This is a genomic window from Idiomarina sp. UBA4520, assembly GCF_002388365.1.
Taxonomy (GTDB): domain Bacteria; phylum Pseudomonadota; class Gammaproteobacteria; order Enterobacterales; family Alteromonadaceae; genus Idiomarina; species Idiomarina zobellii.
The window spans coordinates 38,848-57,989 of the sequence record NZ_DGMK01000006.1; the positions used below are offsets into that span (position 1 = coordinate 38,848).

17 protein-coding genes and 1 pseudogene are annotated in these 19,142 nt (G+C 48.2%); 3 read left to right on the forward strand and 15 right to left on the reverse strand.

Annotated features, from left to right (window positions below):
- Positions 1-26 precede the first annotated feature (26 nt).
- Entirely contained in the window at positions 27-1,178 is a 1,152-nt protein-coding gene (locus tag B3850_RS02505) for a trans-sulfuration enzyme family protein (RefSeq protein ID WP_286872787.1), read from the forward strand.
- Here B3850_RS02505 and B3850_RS02510 read toward each other — a convergent pair.
- From B3850_RS02510 to B3850_RS02535, 6 genes and pseudogenes are all read right to left on the reverse strand, one after another.
- Entirely contained in the window at positions 1,175-2,863 is a 1,689-nt protein-coding gene (locus tag B3850_RS02510; RefSeq protein ID WP_286872785.1) for an NAD-dependent malic enzyme, read from the reverse strand. The two genes, B3850_RS02505 and B3850_RS02510, sit on opposite strands and share 4 nt — an antisense overlap.
- A 252-nt stretch (positions 2,864-3,115) precedes the next feature.
- The gene (locus tag B3850_RS02515) at positions 3,116-3,493 is read right to left on the reverse strand and encodes a helix-turn-helix domain-containing protein (RefSeq protein WP_273023528.1); all 378 of its coding nucleotides are present in this window, start codon (positions 3,491-3,493) and stop codon (positions 3,116-3,118) included.
- Between the two features lie 10 nt (positions 3,494-3,503).
- Positions 3,504-3,804, reverse strand: a pseudogene (locus B3850_RS02520) (type II toxin-antitoxin system HigB family toxin).
- Positions 3,805-4,273: 469 nt separating this feature from the next.
- Positions 4,274-5,020 carry a glutamate racemase gene (gene murI, locus B3850_RS02525; RefSeq protein ID WP_273023531.1) on the reverse strand — a complete coding sequence of 249 codons (747 nt, stop codon included), beginning with the start codon at positions 5,018-5,020 and terminating at the stop codon, positions 4,274-4,276.
- Positions 5,021-5,041: 21 nt separating this feature from the next.
- Positions 5,042-7,288 carry a heavy metal translocating P-type ATPase gene (locus B3850_RS02530; protein ID WP_286911335.1) on the reverse strand — a complete coding sequence of 749 codons (2,247 nt, stop codon included), beginning with the start codon at positions 7,286-7,288 and terminating at the stop codon, positions 5,042-5,044.
- A complete protein-coding gene (locus tag B3850_RS02535; RefSeq protein WP_286911336.1) occupies positions 7,281-7,940 on the reverse strand; it encodes a DUF998 domain-containing protein in 660 nt (219 codons plus the stop codon). The genes B3850_RS02530 and B3850_RS02535 overlap by 8 nt, the downstream gene beginning before the upstream one ends.
- Before the next feature lie 69 nt (positions 7,941-8,009).
- Between B3850_RS02535 and B3850_RS02540 the strand changes: the two genes are divergently transcribed.
- Complete coding sequence (locus B3850_RS02540) at positions 8,010-8,759, forward strand: 3',5'-cyclic-nucleotide phosphodiesterase (RefSeq protein WP_286872778.1); 750 nt, start codon at positions 8,010-8,012, stop codon at positions 8,757-8,759.
- Between the two features lie 113 nt (positions 8,760-8,872).
- Here B3850_RS02540 and B3850_RS02545 read toward each other — a convergent pair whose 3' ends face one another.
- The 6 genes from B3850_RS02545 to B3850_RS02570 form a co-directional block, all read right to left on the reverse strand.
- Positions 8,873-9,397 (reverse strand): hypothetical protein, encoded by a 525-nt coding sequence (locus B3850_RS02545; RefSeq protein ID WP_286911337.1) that lies wholly within the window; start codon positions 9,395-9,397, stop codon positions 8,873-8,875.
- A gap of 89 nt (positions 9,398-9,486) precedes the next feature.
- Positions 9,487-10,698: a type II toxin-antitoxin system HipA family toxin gene (locus tag B3850_RS02550; protein ID WP_286872774.1), complete on the reverse strand. Its 1,212-nt coding sequence runs from the start codon at positions 10,696-10,698 to the stop codon at positions 9,487-9,489.
- Between the two features lie 5 nt (positions 10,699-10,703).
- Positions 10,704-10,955 (reverse strand): helix-turn-helix transcriptional regulator, encoded by a 252-nt coding sequence (locus B3850_RS02555; protein ID WP_058576717.1) that lies wholly within the window; start codon positions 10,953-10,955, stop codon positions 10,704-10,706.
- A gap of 315 nt (positions 10,956-11,270) precedes the next feature.
- Positions 11,271-12,848: a glutamine-hydrolyzing GMP synthase gene (gene guaA, locus B3850_RS02560; RefSeq protein ID WP_286872769.1), complete on the reverse strand. Its 1,578-nt coding sequence runs from the start codon at positions 12,846-12,848 to the stop codon at positions 11,271-11,273.
- A gap of 11 nt (positions 12,849-12,859) precedes the next feature.
- Positions 12,860-14,329, reverse strand: a complete 1,470-nt coding sequence (gene guaB, locus B3850_RS02565) for an IMP dehydrogenase (protein WP_058576719.1) — start codon at positions 14,327-14,329, stop codon at positions 12,860-12,862.
- 214 nt (positions 14,330-14,543) lie between these two features.
- On the reverse strand, positions 14,544-14,909 hold the full coding sequence (locus tag B3850_RS02570) for a hypothetical protein (protein ID WP_286872761.1): 366 nt from the start codon (positions 14,907-14,909) through the stop codon (positions 14,544-14,546).
- 175 nt (positions 14,910-15,084) lie between these two features.
- Between B3850_RS02570 and B3850_RS02575 the strand changes: the two genes are divergently transcribed.
- Positions 15,085-16,842, forward strand: coding sequence for a DUF5666 domain-containing protein (locus B3850_RS02575; protein WP_286911338.1), 1,758 nt, complete (start codon positions 15,085-15,087; stop codon positions 16,840-16,842).
- Between the two features lie 82 nt (positions 16,843-16,924).
- On the opposite strand, the gene B3850_RS02580 is transcribed toward B3850_RS02575, so the two are convergent.
- The 3 genes from B3850_RS02580 to B3850_RS02590 all read right to left on the reverse strand — a co-directional run.
- Positions 16,925-18,181, reverse strand: a complete 1,257-nt coding sequence (locus B3850_RS02580) for a type II toxin-antitoxin system HipA family toxin (RefSeq protein ID WP_286872755.1) — start codon at positions 18,179-18,181, stop codon at positions 16,925-16,927.
- Positions 18,171-18,509, reverse strand: coding sequence for a helix-turn-helix transcriptional regulator (locus tag B3850_RS02585; protein WP_286872752.1), 339 nt, complete (start codon positions 18,507-18,509; stop codon positions 18,171-18,173). The genes B3850_RS02580 and B3850_RS02585 overlap by 11 nt, the downstream gene beginning before the upstream one ends.
- Positions 18,510-18,735: 226 nt before the next feature.
- Positions 18,736-19,142, reverse strand: a 407-nt coding sequence (locus B3850_RS02590; protein WP_286911341.1) for a HipA domain-containing protein, incomplete at its 5' end; no start/stop codon positions are given.

The following is a 19,142-nucleotide window of genomic DNA, read 5'->3' on the forward strand; positions in this document are numbered from 1 at the left end:
TTACACGATAATCTGACGAGACCTCTATGACGACAACGCATTTTTCATCACAGTCTGTGCTCGCACAGGGCGGAACCAATAAACACATTGAAGATGTATCTATTATTCCCCCAGTATACACATCAACCACCTATCTACGCGACAGCGATAACCAGTACCGCTCCGGCTTGGTGTATTCCAGAGCTGACAACCCGACCTACCGCCCGGCTGAAAAGCTTCTTGCAGAGCTCGAAAACGCTGTTGATGCCCGCTTATTTGCCTCTGGTATGGCAGCGGCGACAGCGGTCTTTCAAGCCTTAAAACCCGGTGACTCCATTATAGCACCTAAGGTGATGTATTGGGCGCTGCGCCAATGGCTGAAAACCTTTGGTCAGGACGCCGGATTACACATACGTTTTGTAGACACGAGTAACCTCAAAGAGTTGCAAGAGTCGGTCAATGAGAAAGCACCGACTCTTATTTGGTTAGAAACACCGGGGAACCCGCTGTGGACAGTTACCGATATAGAAGCCGTGTCGGCTATTGCAAAAAATTGCGGAGCCCTACTGGCGGTAGACTCCACCGTTGCGACACCATTACTCACCAAGCCGCTGGATTTAGGGGCAGATATTGTCATGCATTCGGCCACCAAATATCTAAACGGTCATTCTGATGTTATTTCTGGTGCGTTGGCAGCGCGGGAAAACAGTGAATTCTGGCAGCGGTTAGTGGCTATTCGCGCGCAAAGTGGTGCAGTACCCAGTCCTCAAGATGCGTCCCAGCTACTGCGCGGCATGCGTACCTTATTTTTAAGAGTGCGCGAGAGCTGTCAAAATGCGCTGTACATTGCTGAGCCGTTAGAGCAACACCTTAACGTCACCGAAGTGCTGTATCCGGGTTTAAAAAGCTTTGCCGGGCATGACGTTGCCACTAAGCAAATGCAGGGAGGCTTTGGCGGTATGTTATCTATTCGTCTGGCAGGTGGTGAGAAAGCCGCTATTGCCGTTGCTGCGCAAACTCAGCTGTGGCATCGCGCTACATCATTAGGTGGCGTAGAGAGTCTGATTGAGCACCGCGCCAGTATTGAAGGGCCGGATACCCCGGTTCCTTCAGACTTACTGCGTTTGTCGGTCGGTATTGAAAGCGCCGACGACCTGCTGAAAGACTTACAACAGGCCATCGACAGCGCACACGCTTAAATGCTGACGCGTTTGTAGAAGCGATATTCCGGCTTCCAGAAGTTGTTGTCGATGCGCTCACGCAGCGTATCGTCATCAATTTCCAGCGCCAGGCCTTCCCGCTGAGCCACTTTACCCACCGCAAACGCAATGTCTTTACTAAGTTGAGTTAAGTCATTGAACGCCGGTAATAGCGCGTCACCTTTACCGTTTGCGCTCGGAGAGGCCTCAGCCAGCGTTTTACTCGCCACACGTAGCATTTCATCGCTAACCAGACGCGCCTTAACCGACAACACACCCAGACCAATGCCCGGGAAAATGTAACTGTTGTTACACTGCGCTATCGGATACAACTGACCGTCATACTCAACCTCGCCAAAGGGGCTACCGGTCGCCACAATTGCCTTGCCTTTCGTCCATTTAAGAACATCAGCCGGATGCGCTTCCACGTGCTTAGACGGGTTGCTCAATGGGAAAATAATAGGCCGCTCGACATTTTTTGCCATCGCCTCAATCACTTGCTCGGTAAACAAGCCAGCCTGCCCGGACACACCAATGAGAATATCCGGCTCAGCACAATGCATTACATCCAGCAACGACGGATAGTCACCACTGTACGCCCAGTCGTTTAAATCGTCAGTTTTTTGCGCCAACGCCTGTTGGAAGTCGCGTAAACCATCCATGGTGTCCATGACCAAGCCGTAACGATCAACCATGAAAATTTGTTTCTTCGCCTGCTCTTCCGTTAAGCCCTCAGCAGTCATTTGAATCATGACTTGCTCAGCAATTCCACAACCCGCTGAACCGGCCCCAACGAATACCACTTTTTGCTCGCTGAGCTTTTTGCCTTTTTGGCGACACGCCGCCAATAAAGTACCGACGGTGACAGACGCCGTGCCCTGAATGTCGTCGTTAAAACAACAGACTTCGTCACGGTAGCGACGCAACAGCGGCATCGCATTAGGCTGAGCAAAGTCCTCGAACTGCAACATCACTCCTGGCCAGCGTTTAGTAACCGCTTTAATGAATTTATCGAGAAATTCGTCGTACTCTTCCTGACCAATACGCTTATGTCGGGCACCCATGTACATTGGGTCTTCCAGAAGCTTCTCATTGTTGGTGCCTACGTCCAGCATCACCGGTAGGGTATAAGCAGGGCTAATACCACCGCAAGCGGTATACAGCGACAGCTTTCCAATTGGAATGCCCATACCACCAATGCCCTGGTCACCTAAGCCCAGAATTCGCTCGCCGTCGGTGACGACAATAACCTTCACCTTCTGCTTAGTCGCGTTACGCAGAATATCGTCCAGCTGATCACGCTCTGAATACGAAATGAATAAGCCGCGTGAGCTGCGGTAAATATCCGAGAACTTCTCACAAGCATCACCCACAGTCGGGGTGTAGATGATTGGCATCATCTCTTCCAGATGATCCGTCAGTAAGCGATAGAACAAAGTTTCGTTGTTGTCCTGAATAGCACGCAGATAAATGTGCTTATTCAACGGCGTTTCAAAGCTCCGGTACTGCATATAAGCACGCTCAGCCTGCTCTTCAATGCTCTCGTAGCGAGGCGGCAACAAACCGGTCAGGTTAAACGCGGCACGCTCTTCCTTACTGAACGCACTGCCTTTGTTCAGCAACGGGGTTTCCAACAAATTCGGACCAGAATAAGGAATATAAAGCGGGCGCTGCGTCTGCGGCATAAGTACAAACTCCTGAAAGCCAAAGTAATACGAATATCATAGCAAAACGCGGCTGCGATTCACATGTTTCGCTGGGCTTGGGAGGAAGCGGCTGTTAAGGCGCATGTTTCGCTGGAGCGTTGAAGGGCTTTATGCCAGAGACGCTGCAAGTTCATCCATGAACGCTTGACGAAGGCCATCCATGGCCTTCGACACTCTGGCATAACGGCCCTCAACACTCGTAACGCTTACATGCGCCTTAACAACCGCTCATCAAGCTTCAGTTCGATCTAGTTCGTAATCCATAACCAGGCATTCCAGAGGTATATGTAACCCGCTATGAAGGCGTCGAATCATAGGCAGCGTTAAACGTCGCTTTCGATTTAAAACCTCACTGACCCGACTCCTCTGACCTAAAAATGGCACCAAGTCAGAGTCTCTTAGACCCTCCTGCTCCATTCTGAATTTAATCGCTTCCACAGGATCAGGCGCATCAATTTTATACTTAGCTTCTTCGTACGCTTCGACCAAAGTCACCAGAATATCGAGTTCATCAGCCGCTTCTGTGTTGGGTTCAGCATCCCAAAGATCATCGATACGAGCCAGTGCACGCTGATGATCCTCAGCTGTTTTTATGGGCTTTATATTCATACCCTCACCTCTAAATTGTTTCTGCATCAATTGCGTCGTATTGCTTATGCGTACCAACGAAACGAATGTAAATCATCGAGAACTCATACTTCATCGCGACAACAAGCTGGTACTTGTTACCGTGGATATTAAACACAACCCGATTATTAGCTATAAAACTCGCATGCCGGTACTGCTCTTTTATATCCTGGGGCTTTTCCCCATGACGCATATCGAGCTTCATCGAACCATGCTTTCAAAGGTTGCTCTGCATCCCTGTAGTTAGGCTTTTCCCAAAACTCGCGAAGAGTTGCCCTTGATATAATTCTCATGAACGTAGTTATCCCTAACCTAATTTCCCATTATGGGAAAAAAAGAAGTTTTGTCAATAAAATTCCCAATACGGGAAATTACATTTTATCTATTGAGAATAGCTATATTTCAGAAAGAGAAAATAAGAGAAAGATTAAAGGGGCATATGAATTAATAGACTAAGAGGCGTAGCATGATGCTATTACATTATAGGAAACACGAAATACGAGTGCTTAAGGGGTTACAGCGCCATACTCAGATGAGTCCCAGGGGCAGGCTTTGGCGGCAAAAGGCGATAAAGGAAAGAACTCGTGGCTTGAGGAGTGTCGAAGGCCATGGCCGTATAGGAATTAGCTGGATGAGTGCGCCCGGCAGTTACAAAGGCTCTTGAGGAGGTGTGCAGCGCCATGGATGGCGCTGCTCAAGCCCTACAGGGACGTACTCGCGGGCGTCCTCCGCAAGAGCCTTTCAACTTCAGCACTCATTCAGCTACAGCTTCAGGCCCCAGCGGGTGGCGGTACGTTTAACGGCATCGACGTTTTCGGTGGCTATGATGTGCAGCGGTGTGCTTTCAAACTGGGCGCTTAAGTCCAGATGTTGCTTTAACCAGGCCAGCATGGCTTCGCCGGAATGAATGGTCTTAGCACCGTTGAAATAAGCCGAAATGCTTTCGGCTATCAATGGAAAGTGCGTACAGCCCAGAAGCACCACATCAGGCTTTTCAAGCTTGCTGAAATAATGCTTAAAGGTTTCCTGCAGTATCGGCCCGTCGTAAAGCTCTTCTTCGACAATAGGCACAAACAGCGGCGTAGGCATGGCGTCTACCTGACTATAGCCCAACGCTTGTATCTGCTGCTGATAGGCACAGGAGTTTATGGTCGACCGCGTAGCAATAACCAGTACCCGGGCGCTGGTATCAATACCCTGCAGTTGCTGCAGTGCCATAACTCCCGGCTCCAGCACACCGTAAACCGGCTTATTAGAGAATTTCTGCATTTGCTCCAGCGCAGTCACACTCACGGTATTACAGGCCACCACCAGGCAATCTACATCGGCGCCGTTAAAAAACTCCACAGCTTCCAGCGCGTAGCGCGTTACCGTATTGCTGTCCTTGCTACCGTAAGGCACTCGCGCAGTGTCTCCGTAATACAGCAACTCGCTGAAACAACCGCTTTGCTGCAATGAGCGCGCTACGGTTAAGCCACCCACACCGCTGTCAAAAACTCCGACTTTCATGCCCGTCTATTCCTTTTCAATTTACTTTTCCAAATTCACGGTTTTAAGACGCAGCGCGTTAGTTATGACAAAGACGCTGGACAGCGCCATCGCACCTGCCGCCAGCATCGGCGACAGCAAAATCCCGAAAAACGGATACAGCACGCCCGCCGCGACAGGAATCAGCGCGGTATTATAAGCAAACGCCCAGAATAAATTCTGACGAATGTTGCGCATGGTCGCTTCCGATAAAGCAAAGGCCTGTTGCACCACGGTCAGATTATCTGACATCAGCACCACATCGGCGGATTCAATCGCAACATCGGTGCCCGTGCCAATAGCAAAGCCCACATCGGCAGAAGCCAATGCCGGCGCATCATTAATACCGTCACCCACAAATATCACCTGACCCCACTCTTTTTTCAGGCGCTTTACGGCATCCACTTTGCCATCAGGTTTAACGTTAGCCACCACCTCGTCAATGCCGAGTTCTTTCGCAATGCGTTTTGCAGTGGATTCGGCATCTCCTGTGACCATTGCCGTTTTCAGGCCGTCATCATGCAGGCGCTTAATCAGCTCTTTAGCGCTGGATTTAATCGGATCATCCTGAGTAAATACCGCAGCCAGCTTGCCATCCACCGCCACATAAATAGGCGTACGACCGCTTTCAGACCAGCTTTTCGCGTCATCAGGCTCACTATCCAGTGAGATACCGTTGTCCTGCATTAACTCGCTGGTACCAATGTAAAGCGTTTTACCATCGACTTTACCGGTAGCACCCAAGCCAGAAATGGCTTCAAAGCTGTCAGGCTCGCTGACTTTAATGTCCTGCTCTTTGGCGTAGTTGACCAGAGCTTCTGCGGTGGGGTGTTCTGACTTAGCTTCTATCGAGGCAGCTAATGTCAGCACCTCTTTTTCATTAAAGTCGCCAACGGTTATCCAATCAGTAATGGTTGGCTTACCTTCTGTCAGCGTGCCGGTTTTATCAAAAATAACGCCTTTCGACTGCTGCAATGCCTGCAAAGCGCTGCCCTGACGGAACAACACGCCCATTTCAGCGCCGCGACCGGTCCCCACCATAATTGACGTAGGCGTTGCCAGCCCCATAGCGCAGGGGCAGGCAATAATTAGCACTGCCACCGCATTGACCAGCGCAAAGGTCAGTGCTGACTCACTGGCCGCAAAGTACCACACCACAAAGGTCAGCAGCGCCACCAGCATGACCGCAGGCACAAACCATAATGTAATGCGGTTCACGGTATCCTGAATCGGCAATTTACTGCCCTGAGCCTGCTCAACCATCCGGATGATCTGCGCCAGTACGGTTCCTTCACCGGTTGCCGTGACCTTAAACCGCAACGTCCCTTTTTCGTTCAGGGTACCGCCGACCACTTTGTCGCCTTTCTCTTTATGCACCGGCTCGGGTTCTCCGGTTATCATGGCTTCGTTCACGTAGCTGTCGCCGGAAGACACTTCGCCATCCAGCGCAATACGCTCGCCCGGACGCACTTCAATTTCATCGCCTTCGCCCAGCTCAGCAATATCGACTTCAGTCACCTCACCGTCCCGTACGACTCGTGCAGTTTTGCTTTGCAGACTCATGAGCCGCTGAATAGCATCGGACGTATGGCTTTTCGCACGCGCTTCCATAAAGCGCCCCGCCAATATCAGCGTGACAATAACCGCAGAAGCTTCGAAGTAAACATTCACTGACTCGCTTGGTAGCCAGGACGGAAACACCGTGGCTACTACCGAGTAGCCCCAGGCTGCGGTAGCGCCCAGAGCCACCAGAGAATTCATGTCCGGCGCCCCACGGAATAGCGCAGGAATACCTAATTTATAAAAACGTGCACCGGGAACTGCCAGTACCACCGTAGTAAGCACTAACTGTATCCACCAGCTGGTCTGTAAGCCCAGTGAGTTATGCACCCACTCGGAAAATACCGGCACCATATGGTTGCCCATGGCCAGTATAAACACCGGCAGCGTCAGCAATGCAGAAAGCCATAACTGGCCTTTTAACGTGCGCATTTCTTTTGCCTGTTGCTCACGCTGTTCGCGCATTTGTTTGTCGCGATCAACCACTTCGTGGGCATCGTAGCCTGCGTCCTGCACCGCTTTAATCAAGTCATCCACGGATAGCTTGTCAGCATAGGTCACTTCGGCGCTGTCCGACGCCAGGTTCACCGACGCTTCCACACCCTCTAATCCGTTCAGCGCTTTGTCCACACGACCGGCGCACGACCCACAACTCATTCCCTGAATGCCTAAACGAACAGATTTATTCATGCTGCGCTCCCGTTGTTTGACCGCCATTGGCCTGCGAATCTTTCAGCCACAGTAGCAGCCAGAAGACAATTAATTGCGCCACTTCAACATAACGTTGTACTGCGCCCCGAATCTCAGCCAGCTCAGGCGATGTCATGAGCAGAAAGCCTAAGGCAACAATAAACGCCAACAACACGAAGGCAGCGCGGACTGGCCAGGTAGTTTTCGGTGTCAACGCCAACAGCAAGGTGCCCAACGCAAAACCAAAGTAACTGATAACGGCAATACCGTTATGTATCGCCTGCGAACTTGAGCCGTCTACCGGACAGCCGGTGTCGCAAGGCGCCAGCGCACTGCCAATATAAGCCAGCGGATAGAAAAACAATAATGACCAACCAAACTGACTAACGCCTTTTACTCGTATGTGTGGGCGTACAGTGAGCAGCAAACCCGCCGCAATCATGCCCAGCGGAATAAAACCGACCCAACCCAAAACACCTGCCGCCTGAGTGCCGGTGGCATTAATTTCGCTAATATACTGACTCACATGCGAAAAATCCGGCTTAACCCAACTGGCAACCAGCTGCAGACCAAACCAAAACAGGGTCAGAATAATGAGTTGCGGTAATATGGGTGAGCTATGCTGTGCAGGTGTGTTGTCGGCTTCGGGCATGACGCCTCCTCGGCTGTTTTTAAGTATGATACTCTTTCATCCCAGTGTAATCCAAGATGGGTGTCATTTGTGAATATTCAAGTGTTAGGTTGCAGCGGTGGTTTGAGCGGCGACAATAAAAATGGTTCCACCTGCATTCAGCTGCGTTCCGACATCGTTATTGACGCCGGCACCGGATTAAACCGGTTGAGCCTCGCGCAAATGCGGCAAGTACGTCATGTCTTTTTGACACATTCACATATGGACCACATTGCCGCACTCCCCACGTTTTTAAGCAATCAATACGATAGTGAGCACTTACCCGTTACGGTTTATGCTTTGCCGCACACCCTGGCAAAACTGCGTGACAATATTTTTAACGGTGACATATGGCCAGAGCTCAGCAGCATGACCGAAGGTGCCGGAGCCATTTTAAAATTTGAAGAAATTCAGCCCGGCCATTGCGTGGATATCGATGACATGAGCATTAAAGCCTTTGAAGTAGAGCATAGCGTACCAACCGTCGGTTACAGCGTGAAAAACAACGGCCAACACTTTGTCTTTTGTGCGGATACCATTGCCGGCAGCGTTTTAACCCAACAGCTCAACGCACTCGGAGACATTGATACGTTAATGCTGGAATGCGCCTTTCCCGATGAGCTTATGGACGTCGCACAGAAAACCAAACACATGACACCAAGCTTGCTCCAGGAAGCTTTAGCCAGTTTAAAGCAGCAACCCAAAGAGCTTTGGGTTACTCATCTAAAACCCAGTTACGAAGCACAGCTACGAGAGCTACTAACAAAAACACCACCGCATAAGAATACGGTGGTGCTTTAATTCAAGGTAGGGGAATCACTTGTTTCGCTTGAGCATAAAGCCCCCCATGAGGGGCTTCATACTCTTTGCGCTCACAAGCGACTCTCCCTACCTTTCAATGCTTGTATCAACGCTTAGAAGCTGTAAGTAACACCCAGGTGAACTTCGTTATCGATGCTGTTGAAGTTACCACGGAAGCCTGCGTCAGCTGAGAAGCGGTCGGTGAATGCATACCGTAAGCGCGCACCAACTGATGCAAAGCCGTCTAAGCCCCAGTCATAACCTGCATCAACAATTGCAGTAGTCTGCTGACTTAGCTTGGTCATCGCACCGATGCCAGCATAAGCACTGGTGTCGTCGCTGTTACCAAAGTCATAATGACTAACACCACCTTTTAAGAACGTATCGAACTGGCGGTCTGCGCCCATATCGAGAAAATACTTAGCGCCAGCGCGAAGTGAGTAGTCACCCATGTCGGTAAATTGCACTTCGCCCACCCAGTTGTCGGCAATACTCGTTGAACCTTCTACATAAAAGTCTGAGTTGTAAAAGTCGTTAAAACCACCGCTAATATAATTAACACTGTCAGCATTGCTCGCTGCTGAGAAGAATAGCGAACCACTTGCAATTAGCGCTGTTGATAATACGAACTTTTTCATGACTTACCTCCTTGGTTACAATAATTCTATTATCGCACCTAAAAGGCTTTTCAACAGGCTTCTCACTGTAAAAGTTCGGTAAAACTAAGTTAGGTATATTTTCGTCTTTTATGATGCCGGAAGCCTTTAATGGTTGGCTGGGATACCATTACACGAGATAGGTGGTGCTCCAGTGACTCTTTTAGCTCAGGGAAAATAGCCCAGTCCGAAAAATCATTAATAAAGTCGGATAACTTATCCGCCATCACTTCTATTTGCTCAAGGGGTTTCGCTATACCAAAATCCTCACCCAACTTTCTTAAATAATAAGCCGATGGAAAGGCTTTGCTTCCATACAACTTAAGCGCCATATCGTTATCTATGGTCGGATAAATAATTGTATGCGTCACATCGTAAATAGGCGTCAGTCGAATATCGTTGTTATTCGCAACATCGTAAAAAATGGAAAAGTTTTTAAGGTGAGCATCCCCATTACCAATCAGAACATTAAAAACAATGTACTGATACAACTTATTAAGCTGCTTTGTGCTCTGCGTAAATAATTTAACCACTTTCATAACTTGCTCATAACTTGAGCGATATTTGTCAGTCGAGTCTCTTTTGGTGAGTACACAAAAATCCTCAACTGCGTATTTTTTATCACCATTAATATCGAAGCGTCTCATGACAAAGTTCTGCCTATCATCAGACAACCAAAAGTCAGGTGTCTCTAAGTCACAAAACTTAGCCGCAGACATACAGATAAACTCATTGGCGGTGAGTTTAGGAAATTCTTCATCGGAGGTTTTAATGATCAAATCCGGATAAACTAACGTCGCTTTTTCTGAGGGAACAACAACTTTTGGTTGAACTCCAGATATCGCTGTTTGCAAATAGTAACGCTCAAGAAGCTGCGGAAATAACAACTCTTTTGAATTATCCCAAGACAAAATATCTTGCAGAGACGTTTTCTCCAGAGGTCTTTGCGGCAACTCATTATTCCGATAATTAATAGCGCCAATTCCGTTATCCCCCTGCAGCGCTAACAGATACATGTCGTTTACAATCGCATAGCGCCTTAATCGCTCCTCAATATATCGACGCACAAAACCTTCCGGCAAGTTCATCGTAAAAATTGGTGGTAACTTTCCTGACGAATACGGATCCAGCCGGTTGGGCATAGAAAGAGACACCGGACAGGCGTTTTTTTCGTAGCTAAAGCTATACTGAGCACCATGAACCAGCCGCCCCGCCAGTTGGTCGTTCAGGTATATCTCGAGTTCTCTTATACGCGATGGATACTGAGCTAATTCATCAGCCATTTTATTCAGTCCTCCATCGGGAATAAGTCATCAAGCTCTTCAAACGTCGGCATTTTTGTTTTCGTAATGGCCAGCGAATAGCCAAAGAGCATTAGGTACCTTTCAAACGTCGCAATCGAGCCCAGGTAAACACCTCTCTCAATTGCTGAAATAGTTTGACGATTACTTTTAATCTTCTCCGCAGCTTCCGTTTGTGACATTTTTTGAGCCTTACGCTCTTGCTGAAGCTGCTTACCAATTTCTTTTCGTGGAGTCATAACAAATAGTTTTTGACAAATATATTTGTCATAATAGTAAAAAACACAGAAATGACAAGAATAACTGTCAAAATAACTTATTCGCTAGTAATGAAGAACTGTCGGGGGAGCTCAAAAGGCAGTTGAGGCGCTAGCAAGCGTTACGAGTCTTAAGGCACGTTATGCCAGAGTGTCGAAGGTATCAGCTATTGACGTAACGCTGTCGCAGGAAAATCTGGAGAAAGTGTGCAGCGCCATGGATGGCGCTGCTCAAGCCCTACAGGGATGTACTTGCGGGCGTCTTTCGGAAGGTTCCCTGCGACAGCCAGTCAATAGCTATTCCCACTCTATCGTTGCAGGAGGCTTACCAGAGATGTCGTAAGTCACACGGGAGATGCCGTTAACTTCATTAATAATGCGGTTAGAGACTTTCTCCAATAACTCGTAAGGCAGGTGTGCCCAACGTGCCGTCATGAAGTCGATGGTCTCAACGGCACGAATGGCAATAACCCAGTCGTACTTACGCTGGTCGCCCATGACGCCAACTGAACGCACCGGCAGGAATACCGCAAATGCCTGGCTGACTTTGTGATACCAGTCTGCGTTGTGCAGCTCTTCAATGAAGATAGCGTCAGCACGACGCAGCAGGTCACAGTACTCTTTCTTAATTTCGCCCAATACACGAACGCCTAAGCCTGGTCCAGGGAACGGATGGCGATACAGCATGTTGTATGGCAGGCCAAGTTCCAGACCTATTTTGCGCACCTCGTCTTTAAACAATTCACGCAATGGCTCAACCAGCTTCAAGCGCATGTCGTCAGGCAGGCCGCCCACATTATGGTGTGACTTAATCACGTGCGCCTTACCGGTTTTCGAGCCCGCAGACTCAATGACATCAGGGTAAATAGTTCCCTGTGCTAACCAATCCACTTCAGTCAGCTTACCGGCTTCTTCATCAAAAATTTCAATGAAGGTATTACCGATAATTTTACGCTTCTTCTCCGGATCGTTTTCACCCGCCAACGCATCCAAAAAGCGATCTTCAGCGGCAATAGGCATAATGTTTAGGCCGTAATGGTCACCAAACATCTCCATCACTTGCTCTGCTTCATTTAAGCGCAGCAGGCCGTTGTCTACGAAAATACAAGTCAGTTGGTCGCCAATGGCACGGTGCAGAAGCATTGCCGTAACCGACGAATCAACACCGCCGGACAAGCCAAGAATGACTTTATCAGTACCGACTTGTTCACGAATACGCTCTACCGCGTCATCAATAATCTTCGCCGGTGTCCATTGCTTTTCACAACCGCAAATACCGCTGACAAAGTGCTCCAACATACGCTCGCCCTGGCGGGTATGTGTTACTTCCGGGTGAAACTGAACCCCGTAAAATTGACGCTCTTCGTCCGCCATTGCTGCATAAGGGCAGTAAGACGTTTTCGCTACGGTATGGAAGCCTTCAGGAATAGCTTCAACCTTGTCACCATGACTCATCCAAACGTCCAGTAAAGGCGCGCCCGACTCAGACACGGCATCTTCAATGGCTTCGAACAACGGACTCTTATCCACCAACTCAATTTGCGCGTAACCAAACTCACGCTCTAACGAGCATTGAACTGAGCCGCCCAATTGATGCGCCATGGTTTGCATGCCGTAGCAAATACCAAACACAGGCACGCCGGCTTCGAATACATAGTCTGGCGCACGCGGCGAGCCTTCTTCCGCGACGCTTTCCGGACCACCAGAAAGAATAATGCCCTTCGGATTAAAATCCCGAATATCGGCTTCGTCAACGTCCCACGCCCACAGCTCACAGTAAACGCCTATTTCACGAATACGGCGGGCTATCAGCTGTGTGTACTGCGAGCCAAAGTCTAAAATCAATATTCGGTGATCATGGATATCTCTAGTCATTCGTCATCCTGTTAAGAGCTGCGGTAGTTCGGTGCTTCTTTCGTAATATGCACATCGTGTACGTGTGATTCGCCCATGCCGGCAGCCGTCACTTTTACAAACTGCGGCTTGGTGCGCATGTCTTCAATAGTCGGGCAACCAGTTAAGCCCATTGCCGAGCGCAGACCGCCCATTTGCTGATGGATAATGGCTGAAATTGGGCCTTTGTAAGCAATGCGCCCTTCAATACCTTCCGGTACCAACTTGTCGGCTTCATTACTTTTCTGGAAGTAGCGGTCAGACGAGCCGTTGCTTTGGTTCATGGCGCCTAAGCTGCCCATGCCACGGTACGATTTATAGTAGCGTCCCTGGTAAAGCTCGACTTCACCGGGTGACTCTTCAGTACCGGCTAGCATGCTGCCAACCATAACGCAGTGCGCACCGGCTGCCAGAGCTTTAGCAATGTCACCTGAGAAACGAATGCCACCATCGGCAATAATAGGAACGCCTGAACCTTTAAGCGCATCGACGGCATCGCTAATGGCACTGATTTGCGGCACACCACAACCGGTAACAATACGCGTTGTACAAATAGAGCCTGGACCAATACCTACTTTCACGGCATCGACGCCGGCTTCAACTAACGCCTTAGCGCCCGCCGCAGTAGCAACGTTGCCGGCAATAATTTGTAAATCGGGGTAGTCTTTACGCGTTTGTTTAACGCGGTCTAACACACCTTGTGAATGACCGTGCGAAGTATCAATAAGCAGTACATCAACGCCCGCTTCAACCAGCAGTTTAATGCGCTCTTCCGTACCAGCACCCACGCCAACCGCAGCACCAACACGCAAAGAACCTTTTTCATCTTTACAGGCGTTCGGTTTGTTTTCCGCTTTTTCAAAGTCTTTCAGGGTTATCATGCCCTTCAGTTTGAAAGCGTCATCCACAACTAAAATCTTTTCAATACGGTGTTTGTGCATAAGCTGCAAGATTTCATCGCTTTGTGCTGTTTCATGCACACTCACCAGGCGATCTTTGCCGGTCATGACATGGCGAATCTCTTTCGCATCATCGTCTTCAAAACGGGTATCACGGCCGGTCACAATGCCGACTAAGTCACCATTTTTTTCAACCACAGGAAAGCCCTGAAAGCCGTGCTCGGCAGTCAGTTGTTTAATTTCACCAATGGTTGTTGTGGGTTGGACAGTAACAGGGTCTGTAACCATGCCACTTTCGTATTTTTTGACTTTACGGACGTGTGCAGCCTGCTGCTCTGGCGTCATGTTTTTGTGGATAAAACCAATACCACCTTCTTGCGCCAGCGCAATTGCCAATGCTGATTCGGTAACCGTATCCATGGCGGCCGAAACCATCGGAATATTCATTGAAATTCCACGCGTTAATTGCGTGCGTAAATCAGCGGTATGGGGGAGAACTTCGGAATGACCAGGAACGAGCAGAACGTCGTCAAAGGTCAAGGCTTCTTGGGCAATTCGCAGCATGTGCAACACTCCGTGACTGGATTCATGTTGCGGGTGGATTTTACCCGTTTTGCCCGGCTGACGCAAGCGGAAATAATGAATGCTGGGATGTATATTATGGAGCTGCCCGGACGCCGTAAACCCTCCCTGGGGGCTTATGTAACGCCATCCATGGCGTTACATACCGGTCTACTCCATAATATACATCTTTATCGCATTCATTAATTTTCCTGCGTTACGGTATCCAACAAACGCCGCCTTTTAGTTGAGGCATCGGCTCAGGTATATGTTCACAAGTTGAATAGCCGGTCTTAGCGTCCTCTTTAGCCTTTTCATTGTACTTATAAATAGCGTCTAGCAGGGCTTGTTCATTAGTAATGGTTTCGCTGCTGTATACCACATAACCCTCAGGGCCACCGCAGGCTTTCTTACCAACGGGCAATACTTTGCAGCTTTCTACCGTTTGAGCTTTCGGCGTACCAATAAGCGCTTTTATGTCCGTCATAGTGACCGGCTCATCAACCTCAGTGCCGTTTGCTGACTGTGCGCTATTGCAACCTGTCAAAACTAATGCTGTCAATACAACCAAAAGTCGTTTCATAAGTTCACCTATAATTTCGTTCTGTTAGCTATAGATTATAGCATCAAACAATTCCTTGAAACACTTTGTAACATTTACATAACGTAGCAGTTACTCAAATTTATCAATGACACCCCTAGCACAAGTCCGCTACATTGGGTAAAACCTAACCAAAAGTAAAACTGAGGTAACACGCATGCGTTTTAAGCACTCTCTTTTAGTATTAGCCATTGCCGGTGCTTTGTCGGCTTGTGGTGGATCAAGCGACTCATCCACACCAGACAACAACACTGGCGGCGATAATACCGGCGGTGACAACACAGGCAGCACGACCACCGTTGTCACTGAAGGGGTCATTACGGGGTTTGGTAGTGTGTACGTAAACGGCCAGCGTTATGGCTCTGACAATGCAGCTATTGCCGTTGGTAACTCACCAGCTGCAGACGAAGCGCAACTGAGAGTAGGTATGGTGGTAACCGTTGCTGCTTCTGCCTCCAACAATGGCGAAGACCCGGAAGCAGAACAAATTACCTATGAAGAGAGTTTGCAGGGGCCTGTTGCGTTTATTGACCGAGAAGCTGAACAAATTGAAGTGCTGGGTCAAACCGTTATTTATGATGACTTAACAGAGTTTGAAGAAACTGACCTCGACACGTTAACCGTTGGCGACTTTGTCGAAATTAGCGGTTACGTCAATGAAAACAGCGACTTCTACGCAACCTTAGTAGAGCTTGAAGACGAAGAAACAGACATTAAGCTCAAAGGTAATGTTGCTAATTTAGATACGGACGCTACAACGTTTACTCTGGGCGATCTAACCATTAACTACTCGACCGCACAGTTTGAGGATATGAGTGTTGAAGATCTCGCAGATGGGCTGTTTGTGAAAGTCGAAGGCGAGACTTTTGATAGCGAAACCATGACCCTTACTGCGGACGAAATCGAAAACAAAGAGCAAAGTGACATTGACGAAGACACTGACGAAGTCACTATTGCCGGTATCGTTAAAAACTATGACGAAGAAGCCGGCACTTTCTCCGTGAACCAATATGACTTTGTAGTCAGCGACAGCACAGAATTTGAAGACGGCACCGCCGACACGCTAGCTAACGGTATTATTGTTAAAGTGGAAGCCGTATTAGACGGAGAGCAACTGGTTGCGGAAGAAGTCGAGTTCAAAGCTCGTGATGCGCGCAGCAAAGTCGAAGGGCAAGTGACCGACATTGACGCAGAAGCTATGACTTTTGTGCTCAACGACACGACTTTCACCGTTACATCAGAAACTCAATATGAAGATGAGTCAGATCTGGATGAACGCCGCTTCACCTTTGACAACATTGAAGTCAATGATTGGCTGAAAGTAGTTTCACGTCAGGACGACGAAGGTAATGCTATTGCGCTTAAAGTGAAACGTATTGAGGAAGATGAGCGCGACGGCGAAGTGAAAGGACGAGTCTCTGCTGTCAGTACTGAAGGCATGACAGTCGCAAACGCAAACGTAACCTTTGACGAAAACACCGAGTTCGAAGACGACGACGGCACTATTTCACTTGAAGACTTCATCGCCCTCGTTGAAAGCCTGAATGCCGTTATCGTTGAGGTGGAAGGTAACTACGTTGACGGTTCGCTACTGGCCACTGAGGTTGAGGTAGAGAATGTGAGTGGTGAAGGCGATGACGATGACAATGGCCGCCCTGACAACACAAGCAAAGCCGAATTTAAAGGCGCAGTAGAGTCAATAGAAGGTGATGCGGTTTTTGTCAACGGAAAAGAGCTTCGTTTTGCTGAAGACGCCGAACTTGAATTAAATGACGAAGAAGTCGATGTTGTGACATTTATCGAAGCCCTCGACGTGGGCACTGTCATTGAAATAGAAGGTGTCTGGGTTGAAGAAAGCTACATTCTCGTCAAAGAAGCCGAAGTTGAAAACGAAGACGACGATGGCGAAGAGTAACCGTCCTTAAACCTAGCTTGGTACGGTGGCTAATACGTCACCGTACCAAGTTACGCCCAGACCTCAAGCCCAACTCGAATCCCTATTTCTGTATCATTGAGTATGGGTTAAGAAATTGGCGGTTCCATAATAAACGTCTATCCACCTCGTTCAGCGTCGCTTCATCACACACTGCTTCCCAGTTATCGTTAATCGTCTGAATTTGATGATCGAATATCTCTTTCGCTTCATCCTGTGACAAGAGGAAATTATGAGCCGCTTCTAAACAGGTTTTTAGTTGACTCAGTTTATTATTGCCGGAAATCATCATTGCCTGAGAAGCCTCGTTCCCTGTGCGCCCCTGAGGACAAATATCGTAAGCAGGAGTTAAAGATAGTGTTTTGCCATCCCAAAAGGCTGCATGGTTTCTGGCATGATCATCTGTATTACCGGACAAAATATTAAACGTTAATCGACAAAACAGCTCGCGCAGAGTCTTTTGGGGTTCAGTAAAGCGCGCCCGAATAATTTCCGCCAAAGTCTCATAACTTGCATAGCGCGCCATCATGTCATCAAGTTCAAATAAAGTCAGAGCCGATACAATCGACTTACGCGCCCATCCGCTCCCTTTAGCAACCCGGTCAAAGCGCTCAACTAACAATACGTCCTTATGTGCAGCTCGAGCTATCTTAACGGAAGCAACATCGAGCCCCACAAGGCTTGCTAGTCGCATGGCAACGTACTCAGCTTTTACAACACTATAAATGTCATTGCTCGCTGAAAACTTCGCTATATACTTCTTCCCCCGCTCTTCAATCAAGGCTTTGGGGCGAGCACCACCTATCGAGCTACCGTGAAATAATGCCTGGTCTAACTCAGGCGTCAGCAGAATGCCTTTTTCAACCCGTTCAGCAGATTCAACCAATTCTTCCATAGTGACATTCGTAGAAACTCGCGGTGCATAGTCAGTCGCTGACAATTGAAAGTCTAAAGCGCCTATACGGTCAGAGCCCGACTCTAACAAATAGGTGAGTTCATCAAGCTGCCCCGTGTCGATATCGTTCCCTTTATGGCCTAACCGACGGTTTATAATAACCCGACGACCCCACGCATCCGGCGCACTATCTCTTATACACCCTGGAACACTAAGGCCTTCCATCAACGGTAAAACACCAGGTTCTAGCGGTAATTCTGGTTCGTAAATTGGAATGGCATCTTTTACGCGCTCAAGGTAACTCTTACCATAGTTGAAATATAACTTCTCGCCGTCGGGCTCCAAACGCCCAGCAACAGTCGGCTTGGTTTCATCAGGCAGCCAAATCCAAACATACGCTTCCTGGTATTCGTGCTTAGAAATCATCCTTGACTACCTTTTTTGTTTTTCTGGCGCTTTTAGGCAGCAGAGACAGTTTTTCATTAACCTGCTCAAGCTGCATCGCCAATCGACTTGGTTCTGTCTCGAATAAGCTCACACCAACAATTTTGGCCACCTCAAACGTTGCACCAATTTCACACTTAGGGTCAGCTTTTTCTATGCGAACCAGCATGCTCCGGGAAATGCCCGCTCGGTCGGCCACTTCTTGAGCACTCATCTTATTCTCAAGCCTTGCAGCACGTATTAACCCTGCAAGTAACGATAAAGCTTCTTGAGTGTATTTAGAATAAGTTCTCACAACAGACTTTGGCATAATGCTCCATATATGAATCACAAAAGTGGCTTATATATAGCACAAATTGGAAGATCATCAAGGATCGTTTTATATATAAATCATAAAGGTTTTTTATGGTTTATATAGAGAACATTATTAGCAGTTTCTATTGGGAGGGAGGGACTATTTGAAGGTTACTTTTTCCTGAAAAATCTCGCCTGAGCCAAATAGGCTATAAGTAAAAGCCCCCGCGTCAGACTGCGTTCTATACATTAAATGCACTTTGCATCAGCAGCTGCTCTGCGCGGCTTATTCCCAAACGTTTAGCTACAGCCTCCCAACTTCTTACAGCGCTAAGCACGTCATCATAAATTTGTGTCGCTTCGTCCTTAGACAGGCGAAAAAAATCAATAACTTCAAAAGCTAAATTATAATCTAAAGCATTGGCAGTATCGGTAATATTGAGGTGTAATCCCCTCTTACCAAGAATCGGGTTTAAATCATAAGCGGGCGACAGCCGCCAACCTTTTGAGGTCAATAAGAACCCATGGTTACGCAAATGATCGTCGGTATTCGACACCGCAATATTGAAAATAATTCGCCGCCATAACTGTGCAAGATCAGCTTCAGTGTTAGCACCTTGGTTTGTTTGCGTATTTCGGTGATTCCGAA

Bases quoted from the DNA above. Each gene is read 5' to 3' on its own strand.
- B3850_RS02505 (WP_286872787.1), top strand. From the start codon at position 27: ATGACGACAACGCATTTTTCATCACAGTCTGTGCTCGCACAGGGCGGA.
- B3850_RS02510 (WP_286872785.1), bottom strand. From the start codon at position 2,863: ATGCCGCAGACGCAGCGCCCGCTTTATATTCCTTATTCTGGTCCGAAT.
- B3850_RS02515 (WP_273023528.1), bottom strand. From the start codon at position 3,493: ATGAATATAAAGCCCATAAAAACAGCTGAGGATCATCAGCGTGCACTG.
- murI (WP_273023531.1), bottom strand. From the start codon at position 5,020: ATGAAAGTCGGAGTTTTTGACAGCGGTGTGGGTGGCTTAACCGTAGCG.
- B3850_RS02530 (WP_286911335.1), bottom strand. From the start codon at position 7,288: ATGAATAAATCTGTTCGTTTAGGCATTCAGGGAATGAGTTGTGGGTCG.
- B3850_RS02535 (WP_286911336.1), bottom strand. From the start codon at position 7,940: ATGCCCGAAGCCGACAACACACCTGCACAGCATAGCTCACCCATATTA.
- B3850_RS02545 (WP_286911337.1), bottom strand. From the start codon at position 9,397: ATGAAAAAGTTCGTATTATCAACAGCGCTAATTGCAAGTGGTTCGCTA.
- B3850_RS02550 (WP_286872774.1), bottom strand. From the start codon at position 10,698: ATGGCTGATGAATTAGCTCAGTATCCATCGCGTATAAGAGAACTCGAG.
- B3850_RS02555 (WP_058576717.1), bottom strand. From the start codon at position 10,955: ATGACTCCACGAAAAGAAATTGGTAAGCAGCTTCAGCAAGAGCGTAAG.
- guaA (WP_286872769.1), bottom strand. From the start codon at position 12,848: ATGACTAGAGATATCCATGATCACCGAATATTGATTTTAGACTTTGGC.
- guaB (WP_058576719.1), bottom strand. From the start codon at position 14,329: ATGCTGCGAATTGCCCAAGAAGCCTTGACCTTTGACGACGTTCTGCTC.
- B3850_RS02570 (WP_286872761.1), bottom strand. From the start codon at position 14,909: ATGAAACGACTTTTGGTTGTATTGACAGCATTAGTTTTGACAGGTTGC.
- B3850_RS02575 (WP_286911338.1), top strand. From the start codon at position 15,085: ATGCGTTTTAAGCACTCTCTTTTAGTATTAGCCATTGCCGGTGCTTTG.
- B3850_RS02580 (WP_286872755.1), bottom strand. From the start codon at position 18,181: ATGATTTCTAAGCACGAATACCAGGAAGCGTATGTTTGGATTTGGCTG.
- B3850_RS02585 (WP_286872752.1), bottom strand. From the start codon at position 18,509: ATGCCAAAGTCTGTTGTGAGAACTTATTCTAAATACACTCAAGAAGCT.